The following is a 24,380-nucleotide window of genomic DNA, read 5'->3' as shown; positions in this document are numbered from 1 at the left end:
GCGGGGCTCAGAAGCACTCGTTGCCCGGGCCGTCGCCGTGCTTGAGCGAGAGGTGCAGGCCGTTGAGCACGAACTTGCCGGCCGAGGTGGCGCGCGCGGTCTGCTGGACGCCGTTCAGGGTGGCCTCCGGCGCGGTCTGGGCGAAGCCCGTGGCGCCGGTCGGCAGGCCCTTGCCCCCGCCCGCCTTCTGGACGGCCTGGTGGGGCGCCCAGCCCTGGGTCGCCGAGCCGGTGAGGGTCGAGGCGTCCTGGCCGATGTTGATGTTCTTGAAGGTCGCGTCGGCCTTCAGTTCTTCCAGGTCGATGAGCAGGTTGTCGGCGTGCACCGGCGTGCCGTTGCCGCCCGCGTTGAGCTGGAGGGTGATCTTGCCGAGGCCGAACGTGGACAGGTCGGTCACCACCGACTGGCACAGGTCGGTGATGTCGGCCGAGTCGAAGGCCGAGACGGCGACCGGGTGCGGCGCGCCGTTGGCCTCGATGTCGACGGTGCCGAACTGGGCGAAGTTCTTGCCCTCCAGGTGAGGGGTGCTCACCTTGAACTGCTGGCCGGAAATGCTGAACGAGGCGGCGAGCGCGCTGTTGGCGATCGAGACGCCGACCATCGCGGTGGCCGCGACGCTCGGCACCATCACCAGGGCGAAGCGCTTCCAGCGGGTCTTGCCGTAGGTCTTGGACATGCGAGTCCTCCTTCTAGGACGTACATCTCCGGCTCCCCGGCGGCGCGTCCAGCACCGGTGGGGGCCTGGGATGGGAGAGAGCTACGTCCTCGGTAGCGGAGAGCGCCTTGGGCGTCGTCGGACGCGGGAGCGGCCTGCGTACAGCGGCCCTCCCGGCCAAGCACCGGCCGTCCTTGCGGGGCGGCGGGCAGGACCGACGACATCGGCGATCACCCCCGAGCGACAACCAGCGACCGCGCAGGGCCGCGCGGCCGGTCGAAGGACAGGAACCGCCGTGGGACCGCGGATACCCCCCTGCCCTCCCTACCGCCGGCCGGGGCCGGCGGCTCGCCCGGTGGGGATCCCGCGCTCCGCGTGCCGACGGGTGGTCGGCGGGCGTGGAGGCTGGGACCGGGCGTCGCCGATCGTGCTTGAATCCCGGGCGAAGCACAAGGGGTGCCTTACTGACGGGTAACGCAACATCCGGTGGCGTCGATCATGGAATGGGCGGGATCCGCACCCTGCGTGATGCCTTGAAGGAAACGTGACGACGAAATCCGTCGGAAACACCCGCGAAACACCCGTGGACGGTCACGTATAGTGACCACCCACGGGTGAAATCAAGATTTGGTAAACCTCTGTCCCGCTGACCGGATTGTCGCCAAATCACCCGGCGACACCGCAGGTCATCCGCCGTGCCAGGCGGCGGCCCGGAACCGGCTCAGAACAGCACGCGCGCCAGCGCCGTACGGGCCGCGACGACCCGCGGGTCCTCCGGGCCGATCACCTCGAACAGCTCCAGCAGGCGCAGCCGGGCGGTGTCCCGGTCGGCGCCGGCCGTCCGCCCGACGGTGGTCACCAGCCGCCCGAAGGCGTCCTCGACGTGGCCGCCGACCAGGTCCAGGTCGGCCGCCTGGAGCTGGACCTCGACGTCCTTCGGGTCGGCCGCGGCCGCCGCCCGGACGGCCTGCAGGTCGAGGCCCTCGACCCGGCGCAGCAGCTCGGCCTGGGCCAGGCCCAGCCTGGCCTCGGTGTTGCCCGGCTCGTCGGCCAGCACGTTCCGGTACGCCTGGATGGCGCCGCCCAGGTCACCGGCGTCCAGCGCGTCGTGCGCGGCGGCCAGCGCCGGGTCCTCGGGGCGCTCCGGGGCGGCGGCCGGGGCCTCGCCCGGGGCGGCCGCAGCCGGGGCGCCGGCCACGCCTCCCACGCCGAAGCGCTGCTCGGCGACCAGGATCAGCTGGTCCAGCACCTTGCGGACGTTGGCGGCGCTCTCCGCGCCCTGGAACAGCGGCACCAGCTGGCCGGCCACCACGGCCATCACGGCCGGGATGCCCTGGATGCCGAACTGCTGGGCGAGCAGCTGGTTGGCGTCCACGTCGATCTTGGCGAGCACGAAGCGGCCGGCGTACTCCTCGGCCAGGCTCTCCAGGATCGGGCTGAGCTGCTTGCAGGGGCCGCACCACTCGGCCCAGAAGTCGATGACGACCGGCACCTCGGCGGAGCGCTGGACGACCTCGGCCTCGAAGGTGTCCTCGGTGACGTCGAGGACGAGCTGGTACGCGGACTGGGCGGTGGCCGACCCGTCCGCCTCGGCGGCGGCCGCCTGACGGGCCCGCTCGGCCCGGGCCTGCTCGGCCTTCTGGGCGGCCTCGCCGGCCGCCTTCACTGCGGCGAGGTCGACCGCACCGCGCAGGGCGGAGCTGTTGAGACGCGAATTCCGTGGCTGCATGGCACCATCCTCCCCCGAACGCACTGCTCGCGGGCACCAACCTCGGGAAAGTCGCCCCGCGCGGATCGCACGGCGCTGGTTCCCGGGCGTCGCGCCCGTCCCCCGGTAGCCTGGACCGTTCGGCGCGGATCCCCACCCGCGCCTGCGCCGCCCCCGTCCCACGGAGTGCGGCGCCTGGTTGTCACTGCTTTCGCTACGAGTCGTAGCGTAACTGGAGCCGGTGGCCCGGCCGCAAGCCCCACCGGCGGTTCGGGGACGTGACCTGCCCCACTTTCCCGGGTGGCCCGGCTGCCCGAAACGGCGAACAGTCGCTACCGTTGCCGAACCCCACTCAAGTTACTTACCAGTAAAGCGCAAGGAGGCCCGGTGCCGGCCGCCCAGCCCCCCGCGAGCCCACAGCGCACGCGCCCCCCGAGACCGGCGTCCGCCGACCAGGCGCCGGCGGGCACCACCCCGGTCGGTACCGCCCCGGGCCGTACCGCGCCGAGCAGCACCGCCCCGGAGGCCGCCGTCGCCGCCCGGGCCAAGGGCCGCCCGCGCAGCGCCGCCGCCGACCGCGCGATCCTCGACGCCACCCGCGAAGCCCTCGCCGAACTCGGCTGGGGCGGACTGACCATGGGCCACGTGGCGACCCGCGCCGGCGTCGCCAAGACCACCCTGTACCGCCGCTGGCCGTCCAAGAACGAACTCGTGGTCGACGCCGTCGCCAGCCTCTTCGACGACCTCGTGATGCCCGACCTCGGCAGCCTGCGGGCCGACATCGAGGCCGTGGTGGCCCAGTTCGCCGACCTGCTGGCCCGCCCCGAGACCCAGGCCGCGCTGCTCGCGCTGTTCGCCGAGGGCACCCGCGACCGGCAGCTGCACCGCCGGATCCGCGAGGCCATCGTGGACCCGCAGAAGCACCTGGTCCGCCAGGGCCGGGCCGCCGCCCAGGCCCGCGGCGAACTCGAGGCGGACCTCGACGCCGAAGCGGCCCGCGAGGAGGTCGACATCATCTTCGACACCATCGCGGGCACGGTCGAACACCGCGTCCTGGTCAGCGGCGAGCCGATCACCCCGGCCTGGACCCGCCGCTTCACCGACCTGCTGCTCGGCCCGCTCACCACCTGCTGAGGCCGCCCGGGCATGCCGCGGCCGCCCGTACGGAATCCCGTACGGGCGGCCGCGACCGCGGTCAGCGGACGGTCAGAACGCTCAGAACATGGCGTTCTCCTGGTACGTCCCCCACTCCTGCCGCAGCGCGTTGCAGATCTCGCCGAGCGTCGCCTCGGCGCGCACCGCGTCCAGCATCGGCGGGATCATCGACTCGCCCGAGCGTGCCGCCGCCAGCATGGCGTCCAGCCCGGCCCGGACGGCCGCCTCGTCCCGCGCCGCCTTGCGCTCGACCAGCCCGCGCACCTGCTCGCGCTCGACCTCGTGGCTGACCCGCAGGATCTCCAACTCCTTGGTGACGCTGCCCGGGTGGCAGTTGACGCCGACCACGCGCTTGTCGCCCTTCTCCACCGACTGCTGGTACTGGAAGGCCGCCTCGGCGATCTCGCCGGTGAACCAGCCCTCCTCGATGCCGCGCAGGATGCCGGAGGTGATCGGGCCGATCTCGTGGTCTTCGCGGCCCTTGTCCAGGATCCGCCGGAAGATCGCCTCCGCCTGCTCCTCGATCCGGTCGGTCAGCGCCTCGACGTACCAGGAACCGCCCAGCGGGTCGGCCACGTTGGCGACGCCGGTCTCCTCCATCAGCACCTGCTGGGTGCGCAGGGCGATCTCGGCGGCCTGCTCGGAGGGCAGGGCCAGGGTCTCGTCCAGGGCGTTGGTGTGCAGCGAGTTGGTGCCGCCGAGCACCGCGGCCAGCGCCTCGACGGCGGTGCGCACCACGTTGTTGTACGGCTGCTGCGCGGTGAGCGAGACGCCCGCCGTCTGGGTGTGGAAGCGCAGCCACTGCGCCTTGTCCGTCTTGGCGCCGAAGCGGTCGCGCATCCAGCGGGCCCAGATCCGGCGTGCGGCACGGAACTTGGCGATCTCCTCGAAGAAGTCCAGGTGCGCGTCGAAGAAGAAGGACAGGCCGGGCGCGAAGACGTCCACGTCCAGGCCCCGGGACAGGCCCAGTTCGACGTAGCCGAAGCCGTCCGCGAGGGTGTACGCCAGCTCCTGCGCGGCCGTCGCCCCGGCCTCGCGGATGTGGTAGCCGGAGACGGAGAGCGGCTTGTACGCGGGGATGCCCTCGGCGCAGTAGGCCATCAGGTCGCCGATCAGGCGCAGGTGCGGCTCGGGGGCGAAGAGCCACTCCTTCTGCGCGATGTACTCCTTGAAGATATCCGTCTGCAGGGTGCCGTTGAGGACCGCCGGGTCGACGCCCTGGCGCTCGGCGGCGACCAGGTACATGCAGAAGATCGGGACGGCCGGGCCGCTGATCGTCATCGAGGTGGTGACCTCGCCGAGCGGGATGCCCTGGAACAGGACCTCCATGTCGGCGGCCGAGTCGATGGCCACGCCGCAGTGGCCGACCTCGCCGAGCGACTTGGGGTCGTCGGAGTCGTAGCCCATCAGGGTCGGCATGTCGAAGGCGACCGAGAGGCCGCCGCCGCCCGCGTCCAGGATCATCCGGTAGCGCTCGTTGGTCTGCTGCGCGTTGCCGAAGCCGGCGAACTGGCGGATGGTCCAGGTGCGGCCCCGGTAGCCGGTCGGGTGCAGGCCGCGGGTGTACGGGTACTCGCCGGGCCAGCCGATCCGCTCGAAGCCCTCGTAGGCCTGCCCGGCGGGCGGCCCGTAGACGGGCTCGACCCCGTCCCCGGACAGGGTGGTGAAGTCCGCGTCACGCTTGCGGGCCTTGTCGTAGCGCTGCTGCCAGCGCTGCCGTCCGCGCTCGATCTCCTCGGCGTCCATGACCCCGCACTCCGCTCCGTACGGCCGCCACGGCGAAGGGCGGCACAGCTGTTAGGACGTCCTACCAATTTACTCGGACGTCCTACTACTTGTCGATGGAGGCCCGCCACGGGCGCGCCGGGCAACGCCGAGGGCCCCTCCCCGGAGCGGGGAAGGGCCCTCGTGCGGCCTGTCGGCCCTGCGCGGCCTGGTCGGCCCTCGCGCGGCCCGTTCGGCTCAGACGCCGGCCGGCTGGCGGGCGCCGGTGCCCGCGGGCAGCTTCTCGGCGGCCTCGCGGGCCACCTTGCGCTCGAAGACGAAGGAGAGGAACGGGATGCAGCCCGCCGCCAGGGTCAGCACCAGCCGGCCGAGCGGCCACTTCAGCTTCTGCCCGAGCAGGAAGGTCACCACGAAGTACCCGATGTACAGGTAGCCGTGCAGCATCGCGACGTAGGTGGTCAGTTCCTCGGCCGCGCCGAAGCCGTACTTCGCGACCATGAAGCCGCAGAACACCAGCAGCGCCACACCGGTCGCAATGGCCAGGGCCCGGTACCAGCCCAGCAGGGGGGTCGCCTTCATACTGTTCCTCGCCTCGGCAGTTTCGGCCGGTACGCCCGGATCCGCGCACCGCTTCCACGAGGGTAGCCGCCCTCACGGCCGCGCCGGCGCAGCCCCCTCCTCCGGCTCGGTGAAGTCGCCGGCCGCCACCCGCAGCGGCCTGAGCAGCTCGAACACCTGGCGGCACTGGTCGGGGCCGTACTCCTCCAGCCCGAACTCCATCGCCACCAGCTCCCGGGTGGCCTCCTCGACCACCTCGCGGCCGCGCCCGGTGATCGTGGCCAGCACGCCGCGGCCGTCCAGCGGGTTGGGGCGGCGGGTGACCAGGCCGGCCCGTTCCAGGCGGTCGACGGTGTTGGTCACGCTGGTCGGGTGGACCATGAGCCGCTCGCCGATCTTGGAGAGCGACAGCTCCCCGGTCCGGCTGAAGGTGAGCAGCACCAGGGCTTCGTAGCGGGCGAAGGTCAGCCCGTACGGCTTGAGCACCGCGTCCACCCGGGAGAGCAGGATCTGGTGGGCGCGCATGATCGAGGTGATCGCCGCCATCGAGGGGACTCCGCCCCAGCGGCGGGTCCACAGCTCGTCGGCGCGGGCGATCGGGTCGAAGTCGAGTGCGAGGGGCTTGGCCACCTCCCCACCGTACCGGCGGACGGGACGGGTGCTACCAGCCGTCCTGATGGTGGACAAGCGGGACGCGTGGCGGGAACCCGCCAACCGGACGGCCAGGTCCATACCAGGACATTGCACCGGTGTGAACGCGCGGCAACGGGCGCGCGGCGCCGGGGGGTTGGCCACCGATCGCGCCAACACCGCTCCGGCAGGCCCCGGTTCGGTCGGGAACCCACGGCGGGGCGGGGTGATCCATCCCATTTGTCGGTCCGTTCACAATCCTTCGCCTTGGCGGGACTTGGCCAATCCATGAGCAAGACCTGTCATTTGATTTGCTCGATTGTCATGCTTTCCGCCAACCCCGTCCGGTAGCCACCACCCCCACCCACCGGTGGCCAGCCGCTCGACCGCCCGGGGTCCTGCACGTCAGCGCCCGTCCTGCCCCTCAGGTGCCGACCCCGGCCCCCGGGACGAGGTGCGACCGCGCCCACACGCGGTTTCCCGGAAGGACTCGTCCGTGAAGCGAAAGCTCGCCGCAGTCGCCGTACTCTCCGCCACCGCCCTGCTCACCGGGGTCGTCCAGGTCGGCGGCGTGGCCATGGCGGATCCCGCCTCGCACGCCAGGTCCGGCGACCGGCTCGCCGACCTGCTCTCCCTCGCGAACGGCCAGTCCGGCAAGCTGGCGCACGCCCTGGCCCTGGGCGGCCAGGAGCAGCTGGTGGCCAAGGACGCCGTGGTGGACGCCGACGGCACCCGCCACTTCCGCTACGAGCGCACCTTCGCCGGCCTCCCCGTCCTGGGCGGGGACCTGGTGGTGCACCAGAAGGCGGACGGCTCGACCACCTCCGTGGACAAGGCCACCGGCGCGCAGATCGCCCTGCCGAGCCTCACCCCGCAGATCGCCGCCGACAAGGCCGCCGCCCAGGCGACCGGCGCCGTGCAGTCCACCGTCGGCATCGCCGCCGACGAGGACGAGGCGCCGCTGACGGCCGTGCGGCAGACCGGCAAGTCCGAGCTGGTGGTCTGGGCCACCGACGGCAGCCCGCGCCTGGCGTACCGCACCACCGTCGAGGGCGAGCGCGCCGACGGCACCCCGAGCAGCCAGGTGCTGGTCACCGACGCGGCGAGCGGACAGGTCCTCTCCAGCCACGAGCAGGTGCAGACCGCCTCCGGCACCGGCAAGGGCGTCTTCGTCGGCAGCGTCCCGCTGACCACCACCCAGAGCGGCAGCTCCTTCCAGCTGAAGGACGCCTCCCGCGGCGGCCAGTCCACCTTCACCCTGAAGAACAGGACCTCCGGCTCCGGCACCCTGGTCGCCAACACCACCGACAGCTTCGGCAACGGCCTGTCCTCCAACGCGGAGTCCGCCGCCGTGGACGCCCAGTACGGCGCCGCCGCGACCTGGGACTTCTACAAGAACACCTTCGGCCGCAACGGCATCAAGAACGACGGCGTCGGCGCCACCAGCCGGGTCCACTACGGTTCCAACTACGTCAACGCGTTCTGGAACGACAGCTGCTTCTGCATGACGTACGGCGACGGCGCGAGCAACACCCACCCGCTCACCGAACTGGACGTGGCCGGCCACGAGATGAGCCACGGCGTCACCTCCGCCACCGCCGGCCTGAACTACTCGGGCGAGTCCGGCGGCCTGAACGAGGCCACCTCGGACATCTTCGGCACCATGGTCGAGTGGTACGCCAACCTCGCCTCCGACAAGCCGGACTACCTCATCGGCGAGCTGATCAACATCAACGGTGACGGCAAGCCGCTGCGCTACATGGACCAGCCGTCCAAGGACGGGCGCTCGGCCGACTACTGGTCGTCCTCGGTCGGCAACCTGGACGTCCACTACTCCTCCGGCGTCGCCAACCACTTCTTCTACCTGCTCGCCGAGGGCAGCGGCGCCAAGACCCTCAACGGCGTCAGCTACAACAGCCCCACCTCGAACGGCTCGACCCTCGCCGGCATCGGCCGGGACAAGGCCGCGCAGATCTGGTACCGCGCGCTGACCACCTACTTCACCTCCACCACCGACTACGCGGCGGCCCGCACCGGCACCCTGAAGGCCGCGGCGGACCTGTACGGCGCCAACGGCGCCGAGTACAACGCGGTCGCCGCGACCTGGAGCGCCGTCAACGTCAACTGACGTACGGAGCAAGCGGATCCGGACGCCCGGGGCCCTGCCGGAGGGCAGGCCCCGGGCGTCCGCCTGTACCGGGGCTGTCAAGGCCGCCCGACTGGCGGGGTTCCGCCAGGGGGGACGAACCGCCGATACCGGACAACCGACGGCAACTGACCCATCCGTACCGGCACTTGGCGGTTCCTGGCCAATCCCCGGAGGCGGCCTGTCCATTCCTGCCAGAGATTGTCATGCTTCTGACCAAGCCCCGTCCGACCTCCGCCACCCCCACCCAACCGGCGGAGCGTCGGGAACCGCACGGGAGCAGCACGTCCGCGCCCTACCGCCCCACGGCGTCAACCCCGGCGCCCCGGTACGCGGCGCACCCGCACGCACCCGCGGGTCTCGTGGAAGGAACCCCCGTACGTGAAGCGAAAGCTGACTGTCGGAGCCGTACTCTCCGCCACCGCACTGCTCGCCGGCGTCATCCAGATCGCCGCCGCCCCCGCCCAGGCCGCCGCCCCCGCGCCGGAGCAGCAGCAGTCCGCGCTGCTCGCGCTGGCCGCCGGGCAGAGCGCCCCGGTCGCCCAGGCCCTGGCCCTGGGCGGCCAGGAGAAGCTCGTGCCCAAGGACGTGGTCGTGGACCGGGACGGCACCCGCCACCTCCGGTACGAGCGGACCTACGCCGGCCTGCCGGTGATCGGCGGCGACCTGGTCGTCCACCAGAAGGCCGACGGCTCGGTGGGCTCGGTCGACCGGGCCTTCGCGGGCCGGCTGTCCGTACCCAGCCTGACCCCGGGCCTGGCCGCGCCCCAGGCCTCCGAGCAGGCCACCGCCGCGGTGCGGGCGACGGTCGGCACCGCGGCCGACGAGGACGAGGCGGCCCTCGCCCGGGTCGACGGCGCCGACGCGCCCCAGCTGGTGGTCTGGGCCGCCGACGGCACCCCGCGCCTCGCCCACCGCACCGTCGTCCGCGGCGAGCGGGCGGACGGCACCCCGAGCCGCCAGGAGGTCGTCACCGACGCCGCCACCGGCCAGGTGCTCTCCAGCCAGGAGCAGGTGCAGACCGCCTCCGGCACCGGCAAGGGCGTCAACGTCGGCACCGTCACCCTGACCACGACCCAGAGCGGCTCGTCCTACCAGCTCAAGGACGCCACCCGGGGCAACCAGTCCACCACCGACCTCAAGGGCGGCACCTCGGGCAGCGGCACGCTGTTCGCCAACACCACCAACTCGTGGGGCAACGGCCTGCCGTCCAACCGCGAGTCCGCCGCCGTGGACGCCCAGTACGGCGCCGCCGCCACCTGGGACTTCTACAAGAACACCTTCGGCCGCAACGGCATCAAGAACAACGGCGTCGGCGCCTCCAGCCGCGTCCACTACAGCACCGGCTACGTCAACGCGTTCTGGGACGACTCCTGCTTCTGCATGACGTACGGCGACGGCTCCGGCAACACCCACCCGCTGACCGCCATCGACGTCTCCGGCCACGAGATGAGCCACGGCGTCACCTCGGCCACCGCCGGCCTGATCTACTCCGGCGAGTCCGGCGGCCTCAACGAGGCCACCTCGGACATCTTCGGCACCATGGTCGAGTGGTACGCCAACCTGCCCGCCGACCCGCCGGACTACCTGATCGGCGAGAAGCTCAACATCAACGGCAACGGCACGCCGCTGCGCTACATGGACAAGCCCTCCAAGGACGGCGCCTCGGCCGACAACTGGTCCTCCACCGTCGGCAACAAGGACGTCCACTACTCCTCGGGCGTCGCCAACCACTTCTTCTACCTCCTCTCGGAGGGCAGCGGCGCCAAGGTGATCAACGGGGTCAGCTACAACAGCCCGACCTCCAACGGCTCCACCGTGACCGGCATCGGCCGGAACAAGGCGGCCGCGATCTGGTACCGCGCGCTGACCGTCTACATGACCTCCACCACCAACTACAAGGCCGCCCGCGCGGCGACCCTGAAGGCCGCCACCGACCTGTACGGCGCGACCAGCACCGAGTACAAGACGGTCGCGGCGGCCTGGAGCGGCGTGAACGTCAACTAGCCAGACGTACACGTCAACCAGCCGGGTGTGCGCGTCAACCAGCCGGACGCGCGCGTCGACCAGCCGACCATCCCCGGTGTAAAACGGCGACAGGCTGCCGCGGCCCTTTGGGAGAGGAGGCCGCGGCAGCCTGTCGGCCGTCCGCGATGAGACCCGGGCGCGGCCCGAGTGAGACCCGGTCCGGGCCCGGTTGAGGCTCAGGCGACGGCGGGCTGCAGCTCGCCGCGCTCCTCGCGCGCCAGCATCCGCTCGGCGAAGAAGCCGCCGGTGGGCAGCACCGAGAGGACGAACAGCAGGATGCCGCGCTTGGCGTCCCACTTCTGCGCCTGCCAGGCCATGATCCAGAAGACCACGTACAGGATGAACAGGATCCCGTGGACCATGCCCATCACCGGGACGGCATCGAAGGACGTGGTCCGCTTCAGCACCGAGCAGATCAGCAGCAGGATGAACGAGACCCCTTCGGGGCCGGAGACCAGGCGCAGGCGGTGGACGGCGCTGCTGTTCACGGTGGGTACCTCACTACGGGGGTCGACGGCGCGGGCGTGCTTGTGAAGCGACTCACAAGCTTCCCGGCCATTATCACCGAGCACCCGTTCGCACCCCCGGCCGGGGGTGGGCACCGTGCCCGATCTCACAGGGCCCGCCCCGCTTGTCACAGCTGTGCGGCAGAACCCGGCCACACCCGGCCTCCTGCCACCGCCCGACCCCGGAAACCCCTATCCTGCTGCCCGCGCGCCCACGATCCGGGCGCCGACGCATCGCACACGGGGGTAACCACCACATGTTCAAGCGGGACTGGGACCGCAGGACCTGCGCCAAGCGCGGCCACATCACCTACGCGCCGGCCGAGCCCGAGCTGGCCTCCCGGCTGCACGCCGCCACCAGCCTCGGCGACGCCTGGCGCTGCCTGCGCTGCGGCGACTTCGCCCTCGGCGCCCCGCACGGCTCCGGGCCCGCCGCGGACGCGCCGCTGGTGCCGCGCGGCAAGGCCCTTCGGGACCTGTTCATCCTGCGCTTCCTGGCCGTCGAGCGGGTGCTGCGCGGACTGCTGATCATCGTGATGGCCTGGGCCGTGTGGAAGTTCTCCAACAGCCAGGACGCGGTGCACCGGATCTTCGACGAGAACCTGACGGTCTTCAAGCCGGTCACCGACCACTTCCACTGGGACCTCGACCACGCCCCGATCGTCGAGACGGTCCGCAAGACCTTCGACGCCAAGAAGAGCACCCTGCTGATCGTCGCGGGCGCGCTGCTGGCCTACGCCCTGATCGAGATCGTCGAGGCGGTCGGCCTCTGGCTCAACAAGCGCTGGGCCGAGTACCTGACGGTGGTCGCCACCGCGGCCTTCCTGCCGCTGGAGGGCTACGAGCTGAGCCACCACGTCAGCGCGGTGAAGGTCTGCACCCTGCTGCTGAACATCGCGGCGGTCCTGTGGATCATGCTCTCCAAGCGCCTGTTCGGGCTGCGCGGCGGCGTGGTGGCCTTCGAGGCGGAGCGCCACTCGGCCTCGCTGCTGGAGGTCGAGCAGGCCGCCGGCGCGGTCCCGCACCCGGGGCACGGGGCGCACGCCCGGTCCTGACCGGCGCGTTTTCGTCCCAGCCCGGTACCAGCCCGGTACCAGTCGAGCCCCCGACCCTCCCCGGGCCGCGGCCGCAGCGGCTAGATTGCGGCCGTGGCTCAGTTCAGACTCCAGGGATCGCGAGTGCTCGCCGTCGAGTTGGCCGGGGACGCCGTCAAGGCCAGACACGGCTCCATGGTCGCCTACACCGGGCAGATGACCTTCAAGAAGCTGACCGGCGGCGGGGACGGCCTGCGCGGCATGGTCGCCCGCCGGCTGACCGGCGAAAAGATGACCGTCATGGAGGTGAAGGGCCAGGGCACCTGCTACTTCGCCGACCAGGCCGCCGAGATCAGCCTGGTCCGGCTGAACGGCGAGGCGCTGTACGTCGAGGCGGACAACCTGCTCTGCACCGAGGCCGGCCTGCACACCGGCACCAGCTTCACCGGCCTGAACGGCATGTCCTCCGGCAACGGCCTCTTCACCACCAAGGTGGAGGGGCACGGCTGGGCGGCCCTCACCTCCAACGGGCCGGCCGTCATCCTGCGGGTCGACAGGAACATGCCGCTGCGCGTGGACCCGGGCGCCTACGTGGCGCACACCGGCAGCCTGCAGCGCAGCCTGAAGTCGGGCGCGGGCTGGACGACGGTGATCGGCGAGGGCGGCGGCGAGGCCGTCCAGGTCGAGTTCACCGGCGACGGCCTGGTGTACGTGCAGCCCTCCGAGAAGGTCACCGTCGGGGGTGACGTCTGATGGCCTTCACGAAGATCAACGGCAAGATGGTCGAGGCCCGGGTGGTGCCCGGGCAGCGGCTGTTCAGCCAGCGCGGCGCGATGCTCGCGTACAGCGGCGAGGTGCGTTTCACGCCGGACATCACCGGCGGGCAGGGCGGCGTGATGTCCATGATCGGCCGCCGGGTGGCCAACGAGGACACCCCGCTGATGACCGTCGAGGGCGAGGGCCGGGTGATGTTCGGCCACGGCGGCCACCACGTCCACGTGATCGACCTGGTCGGCGACACCCTGTACGTGGAGGCGGACCGGCTGCTCGCCTTCGAGGGCACGCTGCGGCAGTCCACCATGTTCATGGGCTCGCAGGGCGGGGTGATGGGCATGGTCCGCGGCCAGGTCACCGGGCAGGGGCTGTTCACCACCAGGCTGGAGGGCCACGGCTCGGTCGCGGTGATGGCCCACGGCGGCGTCTTCGAGCTGCCGATCGTCCCCGGCCAGGCGGTGCACGTCGACCCGCAGGCGTACGTGGCGCACCGCGGCGACGTGCGCAACAAGCTGTCCACCGCGATCGGCTGGCGCGAGATGATCGGCCGCGGCTCGGGCGAGGGCTTCCAGCTGGAGCTGTCCGGGCAGGGCGCGGTGTACGTCCAGGCGAGCGAGGAGAAGCTCTGATGTCCTACCCGCCGCAGCCCCCGTACGGGTCGCCGCACGACCAGCCGACCCAGCCCGGCTTCGCCGTCCCGCCGCCGCCCCCGCCGAACCACGGCCCGCAGCCGGGCTACCCGCCGCCCCCGCCCGCCTACCAGCCCCACCAGCCGCCCCACCAGCCGTACGCGCAGGAGGGGTTCGGCGGCCCGGTCGCCCCGCTGCCGACCGCGCAGGGCGGCGCCGGCCCGGTGGTGCACGACGCGTACAGCCTGCCGGTCAACGACAACGTCACCCCCTACGCCTTCTCGGTTGAGCTGAACGGGTCCTACTTCCTGCAGAAGGGCAAGATGGTCGCCTACTACGGCGACCTCACCTTCAAGGGCGTCGGCGCCGGGATGGTCGACCGGATGCTCGGGCAGCACTTCAACTCGCCGATGCACGCGTCGGACTGGGTGGTCGCCGAGGGCCACGGCAAGCTGCTGCTGGCCGACCGGGCCTTCGACCTCAACTCCTACGACCTGGAGGACGGCAACCTGACCGTCCGGTCGGGCAACCTGCTCGCCTTCGACCCGACGCTGCGGCTCAAGCAGTCGATCATCCCGGGCTTCCTCACGCTGCTCGGCACCGGCCGCTTCGTCGCCGCCTCCAACGGGCCGGTGCACTTCGTCGAGCCGCCGATCCGGGTGGACCCGCAGGCGCTGGTCGGCTGGGCGGACTGCCCGGCGCCGTGCCACCACTACGACCACGACTACCTGCACGGGGTGATCGGCGGCCTGCGGCGGCTGACCGGCATCGGCGGCGCCTCCGGCGAGGAGCACCAGTTCGAGTTCATCGGCGCCGGCCAGGTGCTGCTGCAGTCCAGCGAGAAGCTGATGGCCGAGCGGTCGGTCGGCCAGGTCGGGGCCGAGGCGGGCGTCCCGGTCGGCGGTGTGCCGCCCCAGCCGGGTTCGGCCGGGCCCGGCGGTGGTAACCCCAACGTGCCGGGGCTCGGTAACCTGGGCGACCTCGGGCGGCGTTTCGGCCTGTAAACTTGTACAAGATTGAACTAAATCCGCTATGCTGGATCCCATGGATACGCACACGATCGACACTGCGGACAACCCTCCGTCGCAGCCGGAGGAGGACACCCCCTGGCTGACCGCCAGGGAGCAGCGGATGTGGCGCGCCCATCTGGAGGTCGCCAAGCTGCTGGACTACCAGCTCAGCCGCGAACTCCAGCCCCACAACCTGGCGATCAACGACTACGAGATCCTCGTCGTGCTCTCCGAGGCCCCCGACCGCCGGATGCGGATGACCGACCTCGCGACCGCCACGCTCCAGTCGAAGAGCCGGCTCTCCCACCAGATCACCCGCATGGAGACGGCCGGCCTGGTCCTCCGCCAGGAGTGCCCCGGCGACCGGCGCGGCCTCTACGCCCACCTCACCGAGCAGGGCTGGGAGACCATGCAGCGCGTCGCCCCCGACCACGTGCGCAGCGTCCGGGCCCACTTCATCGACCGCTTCACCCCCGAACAGCTGGACGCCATGCACGAGGCCCTCGCCCCGATCGCCGAACACCTCCGCGGCCTCCGCGGCCGGCCGTAGGCATCCCGCCGGGTACGACGGAAGGGCCGGTCCCCGGGGACCGGCCCTTCCGTCGTACCCGGCCGCGCTCAGCTCGCCGTCAGGCCCGCGACGAGTTCGTCGGCCGCGCCGTACGGGTCGAGCGCGCCGTCGGCGACGCGTTCGGCGAGGGCGGCCAGGTGCCGGTCCCCGCGCAGGTCGCCGATCCGGGCGCGCAGTTCGGCCAGCGCGATCGCCTCGATCTCCTCGGCCGCCCGGCGGCGGCGGCGCACCGCGAGTTCGCCGTGCTCCTCCAGCCAGGCGCGGTGCTTCTCCAGCGCCTCGACCACCTCGTCCACGCCCTCGCCGCGGGCGGCGACGGTCTTCACGATCGGCGGGCGCCAGTCCCCCGGCTCGCGGGCCTCGCCGAGGCCGAGCATGTGGTTGAGCTCGCGGGCGGTGGCGTCGGCGCCGTCCCGGTCGGCCTTGTTGACCACGAAGACGTCGCCGATCTCCAGGATCCCGGCCTTGGCGGCCTGGATGCCGTCGCCCATCCCGGGGGCCAGCAGCACCACGGTGGTGTCGGCCTGGGCCGCGACCTCGACCTCGGACTGCCCGACGCCGACGGTCTCCACGAGGATCACGTCGCAGCCGGCCGCGTCCAGCACCCGCAGGGCCTGCGGCGCCGCCCAGGAGAGCCCGCCGAGGTGCCCGCGGGTGGCCATCGAGCGGATGAACACCTCGGGGTCGGTGGCGTGGTCCTGCATCCGGACCCGGTCGCCGAGCAGCGCGCCGCCGGAGAACGGCGAGGACGGGTCGACGGCGAGCACCCCGACCCGCTTGCCGAGCCGCCGGTAGGCGGAGACCAGCGCCGAGGTGGAGGTGGACTTGCCGACCCCGGGCGAGCCGGTCAGGCCCACCGTGTAGGCCCGACCGGTGTGCGGCGCGAGCGCGGCCATCGCCTCGCGCAGCTGCGGGGCGGCGTTCTCGACCAGTGTGATCAGCCGGGCGACGGCCCGCGGCCGGCCCTCCCGGGCCTGCCCGACCAGCGTGGCGACATCGATCATCGGGAGCTCCTAGCGTGATGCGGACGCCGAAGGGGCCGCGGACCGCTCGTGGCGGTCCGCAGCCCCGAAGACCGGACCGGCCGATCAGGCCTTGGGGACGCGCACGATGAGCGCGTCGCCCTGGCCGCCGCCACCGCACAGCGCGGCCGCGCCGACCCCGCCGCCGCGGCGCTGCAGCTCCAGCGCCAGGGTCAGCACCACGCGGGCGCCGGACATGCCGATCGGGTGGCCGAGCGCGATCGCGCCGCCGTTGACGTTGACGATGTCCGAGGAGACGCCCAGGTCCTTGGTCGACTGGTAGGCGACGGCGGCGAACGCCTCGTTGATCTCGATCAGATCGAGGTCGGCGACCTCCAGACCCTCCTTGGCCAGCGCGTGCCGGATCGCGTTGGACGGCTGCGACTGCAGCGAGTTGTCCGGGCCGGCCACGTTGCCGTGCGCGCCGATCTCGGCGATCCAGGTCAGGCCCAGCTCCTCCGCCTTGGCCTTGCTCATCACGACCACCGCGGCGGCGCCGTCGGAGATCTGCGAGGAGGTGCCGGCGGTGATCGTGCCGTCCTTGGTGAAGGCCGGGCGCAGCCGGGCCAGGCCCTCGACGGTGGTGTCCGCGCGGATGCCCTCGTCCTGGCCGAACAGGACCGGCTCGCCCTTGCGCTGCGGGATGGCGACCGGGACGATCTCGGCCTCGAAGACGCCGTCGGCCTGCGCCTTGGCGGCCCGCTGGTGCGAGGCGGCGGCGATCTCGTCCTGCACCTCGCGCGGGATGCCCAGGCGGGTGTTGTGCTTCTCGGTGGACTCGCCCATCGGGATGTTCTCGTAGGCGTCGGTGAGGCCGTCGTACGCCATGGCGTCGAGCAGCTCGACCGCGCCGTACTTGTAGCCCTCGCGGGACTTCGGCAGCAGGTGCGGGGCGTTGGTCATCGACTCCTGGCCGCCGGCCACCACGATGTCGAACTCACCGGCCCGGATGAGCTGGTCGGCCAGCGCGATGGCGTCGAGGCCGGAGAGGCAGACCTTGTTGACGGTCAGCGCCGGCACGCTCATCGGGATGCCGGCCTTGACGGCGGCCTGGCGGGCCGGGATCTGGCCGGCGCCGGCCTGCAGCACCTGGCCCATGATCACGTACTGGACCTGGTCGCCGGCGATGCCGGCCCGCTCCAGGGCGCCCTTGATGGCGGCGGCGCCGAGGTCGGCACCGGAGAAGCCCTTGAGGGAGCCGAGCAGGCGCCCCATCGGGGTCCGTGCACCGGCAACGATCACAGAGGTGGTGTTGGTCATGGGACGGGCCCCTTCGCACGTCGTGGCCAGGTGAGGATGCCGCTCAATGTACTGACCTGTAACCCGCCCGTCACCGGACCGACGGTGTGATCGAGCGCACTGGCACCCTCCAGTCAACACCGTGCCGACGCGGCCCGGGTGAACGGTCCGGGTGAACCCCGTCGCGTGTGAGCAGGCTCGCACGTCCGGCACTGGCGTCCGCCGCGGGCCATGCGCTGCACTGGGTGCCACCTTCTCCCGACCCCCCGGAGGCCGTCGTGCTGACCCGAATCGACCACATCGGCATCGCCTGCCGCGACCTCGACAGGACGGTCGAGTTCTACCGCGCCACCTACGGCTTCGAGGTCTTCCACTCCGAGGTCAACGAGGAGCAGGGCGTCCGCGAGGCCATGCTCAGGATCAACGGGACGGACGACGGCGGCGCCTCCTACCTCCAGCTGCTGGAGCCCACCCGGCCCGACTCCACCGTCGCCAAGTGGCTGGAGAAGAACGGCGAGGGCGTGCACCACATCGCCTTCGGCACCGCCGACGTGGACGGCGACGCCGACGCGATCCGGTCCAAGGGCGTCCGGGTCCTCTACGACGAGCCGCGGACCGGCTCGATGGGCTCGCGGATCACCTTCCTGCACCCGAAGGACTGCGGCGGCGTGCTGACCGAGCTGGTCACGTCCGCGCAGGAGGCCCACGACGAGCACTGATCGCCCGCCGGACCGCCCCCGGGGTGCCGCCCGCCCCGGCGGCAACCGGCGGCAACCGGAGGCCCCGCCGGTCATGACCCGTCAGTAACCTGGCCGGAACAGCCGGAAAACCCCCCTGCGGCCATTCCCCCGCAGTGCGCGCCCACTACAATGCCCAAGTGCGCGAAGACTCCGGGGAACGGAGGCGACGGGCACGGCCGAAGACAGGCCCGTCCGCCCGCCGGTGGTCGGCCCGTCGCAAGGGGAGTCCAGTACGCGGGCACGGCTGAGCAGTCGCAAGACGGATCTGTCACCATTCTCCACAAGGCAAGAGTTCGCCCAGGAGTCCACCCGGACGGGGGAACGCGGTACCACCGCGCTCCCGCACCCCCGGACTCCGACGACCGCGGCGGGCGGTCCCGGCATGCCGGGGGTCGTCCGGCAACCGCGGATGCAAGGACCAGTCGGACCGGCGCCCGGAAAATCGGGAGTCCTGGACCGGCCGGGTCGAGGACGCAACCAGGAGATGGATGGGACCGCGGAGTGCGGGGCAACGACCGCTACGAGGTTGACGATCACCTCTCCCAGTTCGAGGCCGAGATGGGTCGGACTCGGAAGGAGCGGGACAAGGCAGTCGAGCATGCCGAGGACCTCGCCTACCAGGTGGAGGTGCTGCGGGCGAAGCTGCACGAGTCCCGCCGCATGCTCGCCCAGCCGCGCGCCTTCGACGCCGTCTCCGGCCAGGCCGAGCAGATGCTCCGCACCGCCGAGATGCAGGCCCAGCAACTGCGCGCCGACGCCGAGCGCCAGCTGCGCGACTCCCAGGCCGCCACCCAGCGGATCATGGCCGAGGCCGCCGAGCGCACCGCCCGCCTGGAGGCCGAGCTCACCGCCCGCCGCCGCCAGCTGGAGGACGAGCTCGCCGAGCTGCGCCGCACCGCCGAGCAGCACGTCAACGGCTGGGCCGAGCAGACCCGGGCCGGCTCCGAGCAGGAGGCCCAGCGCCTGCTGCGGGAGGCCCGCGTCGAGGCCGAGCGGATGGTCGCCGCCGCCCGCGCCGAGGCCGTCGCCCTCGCCGACCAGGCCCGCGCCCAGACCGCCGCCGACGTGGACGCCGCCCGCGGCGAGGCCCACGCCGCCGCCGAGGCCGCCCTCCAGCGCGCCCAGACCGATGCCGAACGCCTGCTGCGCGCCGCCTCCCACCAGGCCCAGCAGGCCGGCGCCCAGGCCGCCGCGGACGTCGACGCCGCCCGCGGCCAGGCCCAGCAGGAACTGGCCGCCGCCCACGTCGCCGCCGAACAGCAGCTGACCGTCGCCCACGCCGAGATCGGCCGGCTCAAGGAGCAGGCCGCCGTCGAGCAGGCCCGGGCCGAGCAGCAGCTCGCCGCCGCCAAGGCCGAGATAGACCGGCTGCGCGCCGAGGCGATCGCCGAGGCCGAACGCACCCGTCGCGAGGCCGCCGAGCTGCGCGCCCAGGCCGAACAGGCCGCCGAACAGCTCCAGGCCGACGCCGAGGCCGCCGCCGAACGCAAGGTCGCCGACGGCGAGGCCGCCAGCGAGCAGCGCTCGCAGACCGCCCGGGCCGAGGTGGCCCGCATGGTGGCCCAGGCCACCAAGGAGGCCGCGGCGATCCGCGCCGAGGCCGAGGCCGTCCGCACCGCGGCGGCCACCAAGCAGGCCGAGGCCGACGCCGCCAGGGCCGCCGCCGCGGAGGAGAGCGAGCGGCTGCGGGCCACCGCCGAGTCGGTCGCCGCCCAGCTGCGCGGCGAGGCCGAAGCGGCGATCGCCGAGCTGCGCGCCCGGGCCGAGCGGGACCTCGCCGAGCTGCGGGCGCACGCCGAGGCCGAGGCGCAGCGACTGCGCAGCGAAGCCGAGGAGGAGGGCCGGGCAGCCGGCGCCAAGGACGCCACCGTCCACCTCGCCAAGGCCGCCAAGACCGCCGAGGAGGTGCTCGGCCGGGCCAACCAGGACGCCGAGGCCGCCCGCGGCGAGGCCGCCGCCGAGGCCGAACGGATCCGCGCCGAGGCCGCCGCCGAGGCGCAGCGGCTGCGCGAGCAGGCGCAGGCCGCCGTCGAGCAGGCCCAGAACGCCGCCCTCGACGACGCCGCCGCGATCCGCGAGCGGATCGAGCAGATGCAGGACGAGGCGGCCCGGCTGCGCGCCGAGGCCGAGGCACTGCGGGCCCAGGCCGCCGCCGAGGCCGACCGGGTCCGCAGCGAGGCCCGCCGCCAGGCCGTGGTGCAGATCGAGGAGTCGGCGAAGAACGCCGAGGAACTGCTCACCAAGGCCAAGGCCGACGCGGACGAGCTGCGCGCGGGCGCGGCCGGCGAGATCGAGCGGCTGCGCGAGCAGGCCCAGGAACAGGCCGCCGAGACCCAGGGACGGGCCGAGCAGACCCTGGCCCGGGCCCGCGCCGAGGCCGAGAAGATCACCTCCACCGCCGAGCAGCAGGGCCAGGACGCGCTGTCCGCCGCCCGGGCCGCGGCCGCCGAGAACCGAGCCGCCGCCGAGCGGGAGACCGCCGAACTCCGGCGCGAGGCCACCGAGTTCGACCAGCGGGTGCGCGCCGAGGCGAGCGCCGGGGCGCAGGCCCTGACCGCCGAGGCACAGGCCGAGGCGCAAGCCGTACGGGACGCCGCCGCGGCCGACGCCGAGCGGGTCCGCACCGAGGCCGACGCCGAGGCCGCCCGCGCCCGGGCCGAGGCCGAGGCCGCCGCGAACGCGCTGCGCGAGGAGAGCCGGCGCGAGCGCGAGGAGGCCGCCGCCGGGCTGAGCCGCGAACGCGAGGAGACCGCCGAGCAGTTGGCCGCCGCCGCGGCCGCCCGCGAGCAGGCCGAACAGGCCGCCGCCGAGCTGACCGAGCGCACCGCCGCCGAGACCGCCGAACTGCGCGCCCTCGCCCAGCGCGAGACCACCCAGCAGCGCGAGGCCGCCGAGGCGTACGCCGACCGCGTCCGCACCGACGCCGAGCAGCACGCCGCCGAACTCACCGAGCGCACCGACAGCTACGCCGCCGAGGTGCGGGCCGAGGCCGAGCAGGCCGCCGCCGAACTGCGGGCCCTCGCCCAGCGCGAGACCACCGAGCAGCGGGAGCACGCCGAGGCCTACGCCGACCGCGTCCGCACCGACGCCGAGCAGGCCGCCGCCGAGCTGACCGAGCGCACCGCCGCCGAGACCGCCGAGCTCCGCCAGGCCGCCGAGGCGTACGCCGCCGAGCAGCGCGAGACCGCCGACCAGCTGCTGGAGCGCGCCGAGGCCGCCGCCGAGCAGCGCCGGGCGGAGTCCGCCAAGGACGCCAAGGCCACCCGGGAGAAGGCCGCCGCCGAACTGGCACTGGCCAACGAGCAGGCCGAGACCGTCCGCGCCGAGGCCGGCCGCGAGCTGTCCGAGGCCCGCGCCACCGCCGACGGCATCCGCGCCGAGGCCGCCGCCGAGCTGGCGCAGGCCGAGACGGAGCGTGCCGAGCTGGTCGCCGCCGCCAAGGCCGAGGGCGCCGAGCTGGTCGCCGTCGCCGAGGAGGAGGCCGCCGAGGTCCGCCAGTCGGTGGCCGGCATGTACGAGGCCGCCGCCGAGCAGATCGCCGCGCTCAGGGCCACCGCCGAGCAGGAGGCCGCCGACGTCCGCGAGGCCGCCGAACTGGCCGCCGCCGAGGTCCGCGACCTCGCCGAGCGCGAGACCGCCGAGCAGCGCGAGGCCGCCGACGCCTACGCCGCCGAGGTGCGCGAGCTCGCCGACCGCGAGACCGCCGACCTGCGCGCCCGCACCGAGGCCGAGACCGCGGAGCAGCGCGAGGCGGCCGATCGGTACGCCGCCGCGCTGCGCGAGCGGACCGAGCGGGAGCTGGCCGCCGAACGGGAGGCCGTCGAGGCCGAGCTCGGCCGGCAGCGCGCCGATGCCCAGGCCTACGACGCCCGGCTGCGCGCCGACGCCGAGGCCGAGCTGCGCGCCGCCCAGGAAGCCGCCGAGCAGCTGCGCGCCGAGGCGCGGGCGCAGGCCGCCCGGGCCGTGGCCGAAGCCGAGGCGCACGGCGCCCGGACGGTCGCCGACGCCGAGGAGCTGGCCGCCGCGCTGCACACCGAGGCCGAGGAGTACGCCCTGGCCACCCGCTCCCTGGCCGACGAGTACGACAGCGCCACCCACGCCCGCGCCGACGCCTACGACGCGAAGACCCGGGAGGCCGCCGAGCAGTTCGACAAGGCCACCCGCGACCACGCCAAGTCCGTCCTGGAGAAGGCGTTCGCCGACGCCGAGTCGCTCGGCGAGGACGCCCAGACCACCGCGCTGGCCACCACCGCCGCCGCCGAGGAGCAGGCCGACGCGATGGTCGCCGCCGCCCGCAAGGAGGCCGACCGGCTGGTCGCCGCCGGCGAGGCGGCCGGCCAGGCCGCGGTCGAGAAGGGCCGCTCCGACGCGGACGCGCTGCTCGCCGAGGCCCGCCGGGACGCCACCGCGATCCGCGAGCGCGCCGAGGAGCTGCGCGAGCGCACCGACGCCGAGGTGGAGGCGCTGCACGAGCGTGCCCGCAAGGAGAACGCGGCGGCCATGAAGTCGGCCGGCGAGCGGGTGGACGCGCTGGTGACGGCCGCCCAGGAGCAGCTGACCGAGGCCGAGGAGCAGGCGGTCGCCACCGTCGCCGAGGCCGAGGACCGCGCCGCGGCCCTGGTCGCCGCCGCCGAGGACCGCGCGAGCGAACTCACCTCGCAGGCCTCCGCCGAGGCCAGCAAGGTCCGGCTCTCGGCCGTCCGCAAGGCCGAGGGCCTGCTGAAGGAGGCCGAGACCAAGCTCGCCAACTCCACCGAGCGGGCCGAGGCGCTCATCGGGAAGGCCGAGGCGAAGCTGCAGTCGTCCGAGGCCGAGGCCGAGGGGCGGCTGGACGAGGCGGCCGCCGAGGCGGAGAAGCGCCTGCGGGACGCGGAGCGGACGGCCGACGAGCAGGTCGAGCTGGCGAAGGCGGAGGCGGAGCGACTGCTCGCCGAGGCGAAGGCGGAGGCCAAGCGGGTCACCGACGAGGGCCGGCGCGAGCTGGACGAACTGGTGCGCCGCCGCAAGGACATCAACACCGAGATCTCCAGGGTGCAGGACGTGCTGTCCGCGCTGGAGGCGTTCGAGGCACCGTCACCGGTCGCCCAGGCCAACGGGGGAAGCAGTACCAAGAAGGACGGGGGTGCCAAGGCCGGTGCCGGAGTCGGCTCCCCCCGGTCGGGTGGCAATCGCTCCAAGAACGCACCACCCGATTGAGCGGACATTGTCCGCGAGACAACGGCATTTCGCCGTCGACACTCCGGTACCGTGTCAGGATTCCCTCAACCACCTCAGCGGTTTGACGACAGGAAGCCCAGAACCCCATGAGCGACAGTCACTCCCCTCACGGCTTCGACCTGGTGCGCCGTGGGTACGAGCGCGCCCAGGTCGACGAGCGGATCACCAAGCTGGTGGCCGACCGTGACAGTGCATTGACCCGGATCAGCGCGCTGGAGAAGCGCATCGAGGAGCTCCACCTCGAGACCCAGACCGCCCAGGCGGCGGTCGTCGAGCAGGAGCCCTCGTACGCCGGTCTCGGCGCCCGGGTCGAGAAGATCCTGCGGCTCGCCGAGGAGGAGGCCAAGGACCTGCGCGACGAGGCGCACCGCGCCGCCGAGCAGCACCGCGAGCTCGCCGAGGCCGCCGCCCAGCAGGTCCGCACCGAGGCCGAGAACTACGCCAAGGACCGCAAGGCCAAGGCGGAGGACGAGGGCCTGCGGATCGTCGACAAGGCCAAGAGCGACGCGGCCCAGCTGCGGGCCGAGGCCAACAAGGACGCCCAGAACAAGCGCGAGGAGGCGGACGCCCTCTTCGAGGAGACCCGCACCAAGGCCGCCCAGGCCGCGCTGGAGTTCGAGACCAACCTGGCCAAGCGCCGCGAGCAGTCCGAGCGGGACCTGGCCGCCCGTCAGGCCAAGGCCGAGAAGCGCCTGGCCGAGATCGAGCACCGGGCCGAGCAGCTGCGCCTGGAGGCGGAGAAGCTGCGCACCGACGCCGAGCGCCGCGCCCGCCAGACCGTCGAGACGGCCCAGCGCCAGTCCGAGGACATCGTGGCGGACGCCAACGCCAAGGCGGACCGCATCCGCAGCGAGTCCGAGCGCGAGCTGGCGGCGCTCACCAACCGCCGCGACAGCATCAACGCGCAGCTGACGAACGTCCGCGAGATGCTGGCGACGCTGACGGGCGCGGCCGTGGCCGCCGCCTCGCTGCCGAACGACGACACCATGGGCGTGCCCGCCCAGCAGTCGCGCTGACGCCGGGACACCGCAGG

19 protein-coding genes are annotated in these 24,380 nt (G+C 73.2%); 11 read left to right on the top strand and 8 right to left on the bottom strand.

Translation table 11 applies throughout. The features are described 5' to 3' along the window. Nucleotides 1-7: 7 nt before the first annotated feature. Nucleotides 8-676, bottom strand: a complete 669-nt coding sequence (locus AC0B61_RS24280; RefSeq protein ID WP_471742836.1) for a DUF6230 family protein — start codon at nt 674-676, stop codon at nt 8-10. Nucleotides 677-1,376: 700 nt separating this feature from the next. Then, nucleotides 1,377-2,384, bottom strand: coding sequence for a tetratricopeptide repeat protein (locus AC0B61_RS24275; RefSeq protein ID WP_471742835.1), 1,008 nt, complete (start codon nt 2,382-2,384; stop codon nt 1,377-1,379). A gap of 561 nt (nt 2,385-2,945) precedes the next feature. Between AC0B61_RS24275 and AC0B61_RS24270 the strand changes: the two genes are divergently transcribed. Continuing rightward, the gene (locus AC0B61_RS24270; protein WP_471742906.1) at nt 2,946-3,497 is read left to right on the top strand and encodes a TetR/AcrR family transcriptional regulator; all 552 of its coding nucleotides are present in this window, start codon (nt 2,946-2,948) and stop codon (nt 3,495-3,497) included. Nucleotides 3,498-3,578: 81 nt separating this feature from the next. On the opposite strand, the gene AC0B61_RS24265 is transcribed toward AC0B61_RS24270, so the two are convergent. From AC0B61_RS24265 to AC0B61_RS24255, 3 genes are all read right to left on the bottom strand, one after another. Then, a complete protein-coding gene (locus AC0B61_RS24265) occupies nt 3,579-5,264 on the bottom strand; it encodes an acyl-CoA mutase large subunit family protein (RefSeq protein WP_471742834.1) in 1,686 nt (561 codons plus the stop codon). A gap of 216 nt (nt 5,265-5,480) precedes the next feature. Next, entirely contained in the window at nt 5,481-5,822 is a 342-nt protein-coding gene (locus AC0B61_RS24260; RefSeq protein ID WP_471742833.1) for a DUF3817 domain-containing protein, read from the bottom strand. A 72-nt stretch (nt 5,823-5,894) separates the two neighbouring features. After that, nucleotides 5,895-6,431: a MarR family winged helix-turn-helix transcriptional regulator gene (locus AC0B61_RS24255; RefSeq protein ID WP_471742832.1), complete on the bottom strand. Its 537-nt coding sequence runs from the start codon at nt 6,429-6,431 to the stop codon at nt 5,895-5,897. Nucleotides 6,432-6,927: 496 nt separating this feature from the next. Here AC0B61_RS24255 and AC0B61_RS24250 point away from each other — a divergent pair, with 496 nt between their 5' ends. Next, the gene (locus tag AC0B61_RS24250; RefSeq protein ID WP_471742831.1) at nt 6,928-8,559 is read left to right on the top strand and encodes a M4 family metallopeptidase; all 1,632 of its coding nucleotides are present in this window, start codon (nt 6,928-6,930) and stop codon (nt 8,557-8,559) included. Between the two features lie 399 nt (nt 8,560-8,958). Continuing rightward, nucleotides 8,959-10,584, top strand: coding sequence for a M4 family metallopeptidase (locus AC0B61_RS24245; protein WP_471742830.1), 1,626 nt, complete (start codon nt 8,959-8,961; stop codon nt 10,582-10,584). A gap of 197 nt (nt 10,585-10,781) precedes the next feature. Here the strand turns inward: AC0B61_RS24245 and AC0B61_RS24240 are convergent, their stop codons facing one another. Further along, nucleotides 10,782-11,093, bottom strand: a complete 312-nt coding sequence (locus AC0B61_RS24240) for a DUF3817 domain-containing protein (protein WP_471742829.1) — start codon at nt 11,091-11,093, stop codon at nt 10,782-10,784. Between the two features lie 275 nt (nt 11,094-11,368). Between AC0B61_RS24240 and AC0B61_RS24235 the strand changes: the two genes are divergently transcribed. The 5 genes from AC0B61_RS24235 (at nt 11,369) to AC0B61_RS24215 (ending at nt 15,108) form a co-directional block, all read left to right on the top strand. Continuing rightward, nucleotides 11,369-12,166 (top strand): DUF2127 domain-containing protein, encoded by a 798-nt coding sequence (locus AC0B61_RS24235; protein WP_471742828.1) that lies wholly within the window; start codon nt 11,369-11,371, stop codon nt 12,164-12,166. A gap of 93 nt (nt 12,167-12,259) precedes the next feature. After that, nucleotides 12,260-12,898 carry an AIM24 family protein gene (locus tag AC0B61_RS24230; RefSeq protein WP_471742827.1) on the top strand — a complete coding sequence of 213 codons (639 nt, stop codon included), beginning with the start codon at nt 12,260-12,262 and terminating at the stop codon, nt 12,896-12,898. Beyond that, nucleotides 12,898-13,548: an AIM24 family protein gene (locus AC0B61_RS24225; protein ID WP_471742826.1), complete on the top strand. Its 651-nt coding sequence runs from the start codon at nt 12,898-12,900 to the stop codon at nt 13,546-13,548. Before AC0B61_RS24230 ends, AC0B61_RS24225 begins: the two co-directional genes overlap by 1 nt. Nucleotides 13,549-13,742: 194 nt before the next feature. Beyond that, nucleotides 13,743-14,552: an AIM24 family protein gene (locus AC0B61_RS24220; RefSeq protein WP_471742905.1), complete on the top strand. Its 810-nt coding sequence runs from the start codon at nt 13,743-13,745 to the stop codon at nt 14,550-14,552. 40 nt (nt 14,553-14,592) lie between these two features. Next, nucleotides 14,593-15,108, top strand: a complete 516-nt coding sequence (locus tag AC0B61_RS24215) for a MarR family winged helix-turn-helix transcriptional regulator (RefSeq protein ID WP_471742825.1) — start codon at nt 14,593-14,595, stop codon at nt 15,106-15,108. A gap of 68 nt (nt 15,109-15,176) precedes the next feature. Here the strand turns inward: AC0B61_RS24215 and meaB are convergent, their stop codons facing one another. Both meaB and AC0B61_RS24205 read right to left on the bottom strand, forming a co-directional pair. Further along, entirely contained in the window at nt 15,177-16,133 is a 957-nt protein-coding gene (gene meaB, locus AC0B61_RS24210) for a methylmalonyl Co-A mutase-associated GTPase MeaB (RefSeq protein WP_471742824.1), read from the bottom strand. Between the two features lie 84 nt (nt 16,134-16,217). After that, nucleotides 16,218-17,411, bottom strand: coding sequence for an acetyl-CoA C-acetyltransferase (locus AC0B61_RS24205; protein ID WP_471742823.1), 1,194 nt, complete (start codon nt 17,409-17,411; stop codon nt 16,218-16,220). A 257-nt stretch (nt 17,412-17,668) separates the two neighbouring features. Between AC0B61_RS24205 and mce the strand changes: the two genes are divergently transcribed. The 3 genes from mce to AC0B61_RS24190 all read left to right on the top strand — a co-directional run bounded on the left by mce (nt 17,669) and on the right by AC0B61_RS24190 (nt 24,363). Beyond that, nucleotides 17,669-18,109, top strand: a complete 441-nt coding sequence (gene mce / locus AC0B61_RS24200) for a methylmalonyl-CoA epimerase (protein ID WP_471742822.1) — start codon at nt 17,669-17,671, stop codon at nt 18,107-18,109. Between the two features lie 522 nt (nt 18,110-18,631). Continuing rightward, nucleotides 18,632-23,326, top strand: a complete 4,695-nt coding sequence (locus AC0B61_RS24195; protein ID WP_471742821.1) for a hypothetical protein — start codon at nt 18,632-18,634, stop codon at nt 23,324-23,326. A 107-nt stretch (nt 23,327-23,433) separates the two neighbouring features. Further along, complete coding sequence (locus AC0B61_RS24190) at nt 23,434-24,363, top strand: coiled-coil domain-containing protein (RefSeq protein ID WP_030057505.1); 930 nt, start codon at nt 23,434-23,436, stop codon at nt 24,361-24,363. Nucleotides 24,364-24,380 lie beyond the last annotated feature (17 nt).

The sequence above is a fragment of the Kitasatospora sp. NPDC023385 genome (assembly GCF_055664045.1).
The sequence above is the reverse complement of the archived record's forward strand: the minus strand, read 5'-3'. Positions and strand labels throughout refer to the sequence as shown.

Coding starts and splice junctions, on each gene's coding strand:
- AC0B61_RS24190 (WP_030057505.1), top strand. CDS start 23,434: ATGAGCGACAGTCACTCCCCTCACGGCTTCGACCTGGTGCGCCGTGGG.
- AC0B61_RS24260 (WP_471742833.1), bottom strand. CDS start 5,822: ATGAAGGCGACCCCCCTGCTGGGCTGGTACCGGGCCCTGGCCATTGCG.
- AC0B61_RS24275 (WP_471742835.1), bottom strand. CDS start 2,384: ATGCAGCCACGGAATTCGCGTCTCAACAGCTCCGCCCTGCGCGGTGCG.
- AC0B61_RS24235 (WP_471742828.1), top strand. CDS start 11,369: ATGTTCAAGCGGGACTGGGACCGCAGGACCTGCGCCAAGCGCGGCCAC.
- AC0B61_RS24265 (WP_471742834.1), bottom strand. CDS start 5,264: ATGGACGCCGAGGAGATCGAGCGCGGACGGCAGCGCTGGCAGCAGCGC.
- meaB (WP_471742824.1), bottom strand. CDS start 16,133: ATGATCGATGTCGCCACGCTGGTCGGGCAGGCCCGGGAGGGCCGGCCG.
- AC0B61_RS24215 (WP_471742825.1), top strand. CDS start 14,593: ATGGATACGCACACGATCGACACTGCGGACAACCCTCCGTCGCAGCCG.
- AC0B61_RS24205 (WP_471742823.1), bottom strand. CDS start 17,411: ATGACCAACACCACCTCTGTGATCGTTGCCGGTGCACGGACCCCGATG.
- AC0B61_RS24225 (WP_471742826.1), top strand. CDS start 12,898: ATGGCCTTCACGAAGATCAACGGCAAGATGGTCGAGGCCCGGGTGGTG.
- AC0B61_RS24280 (WP_471742836.1), bottom strand. CDS start 676: ATGTCCAAGACCTACGGCAAGACCCGCTGGAAGCGCTTCGCCCTGGTG.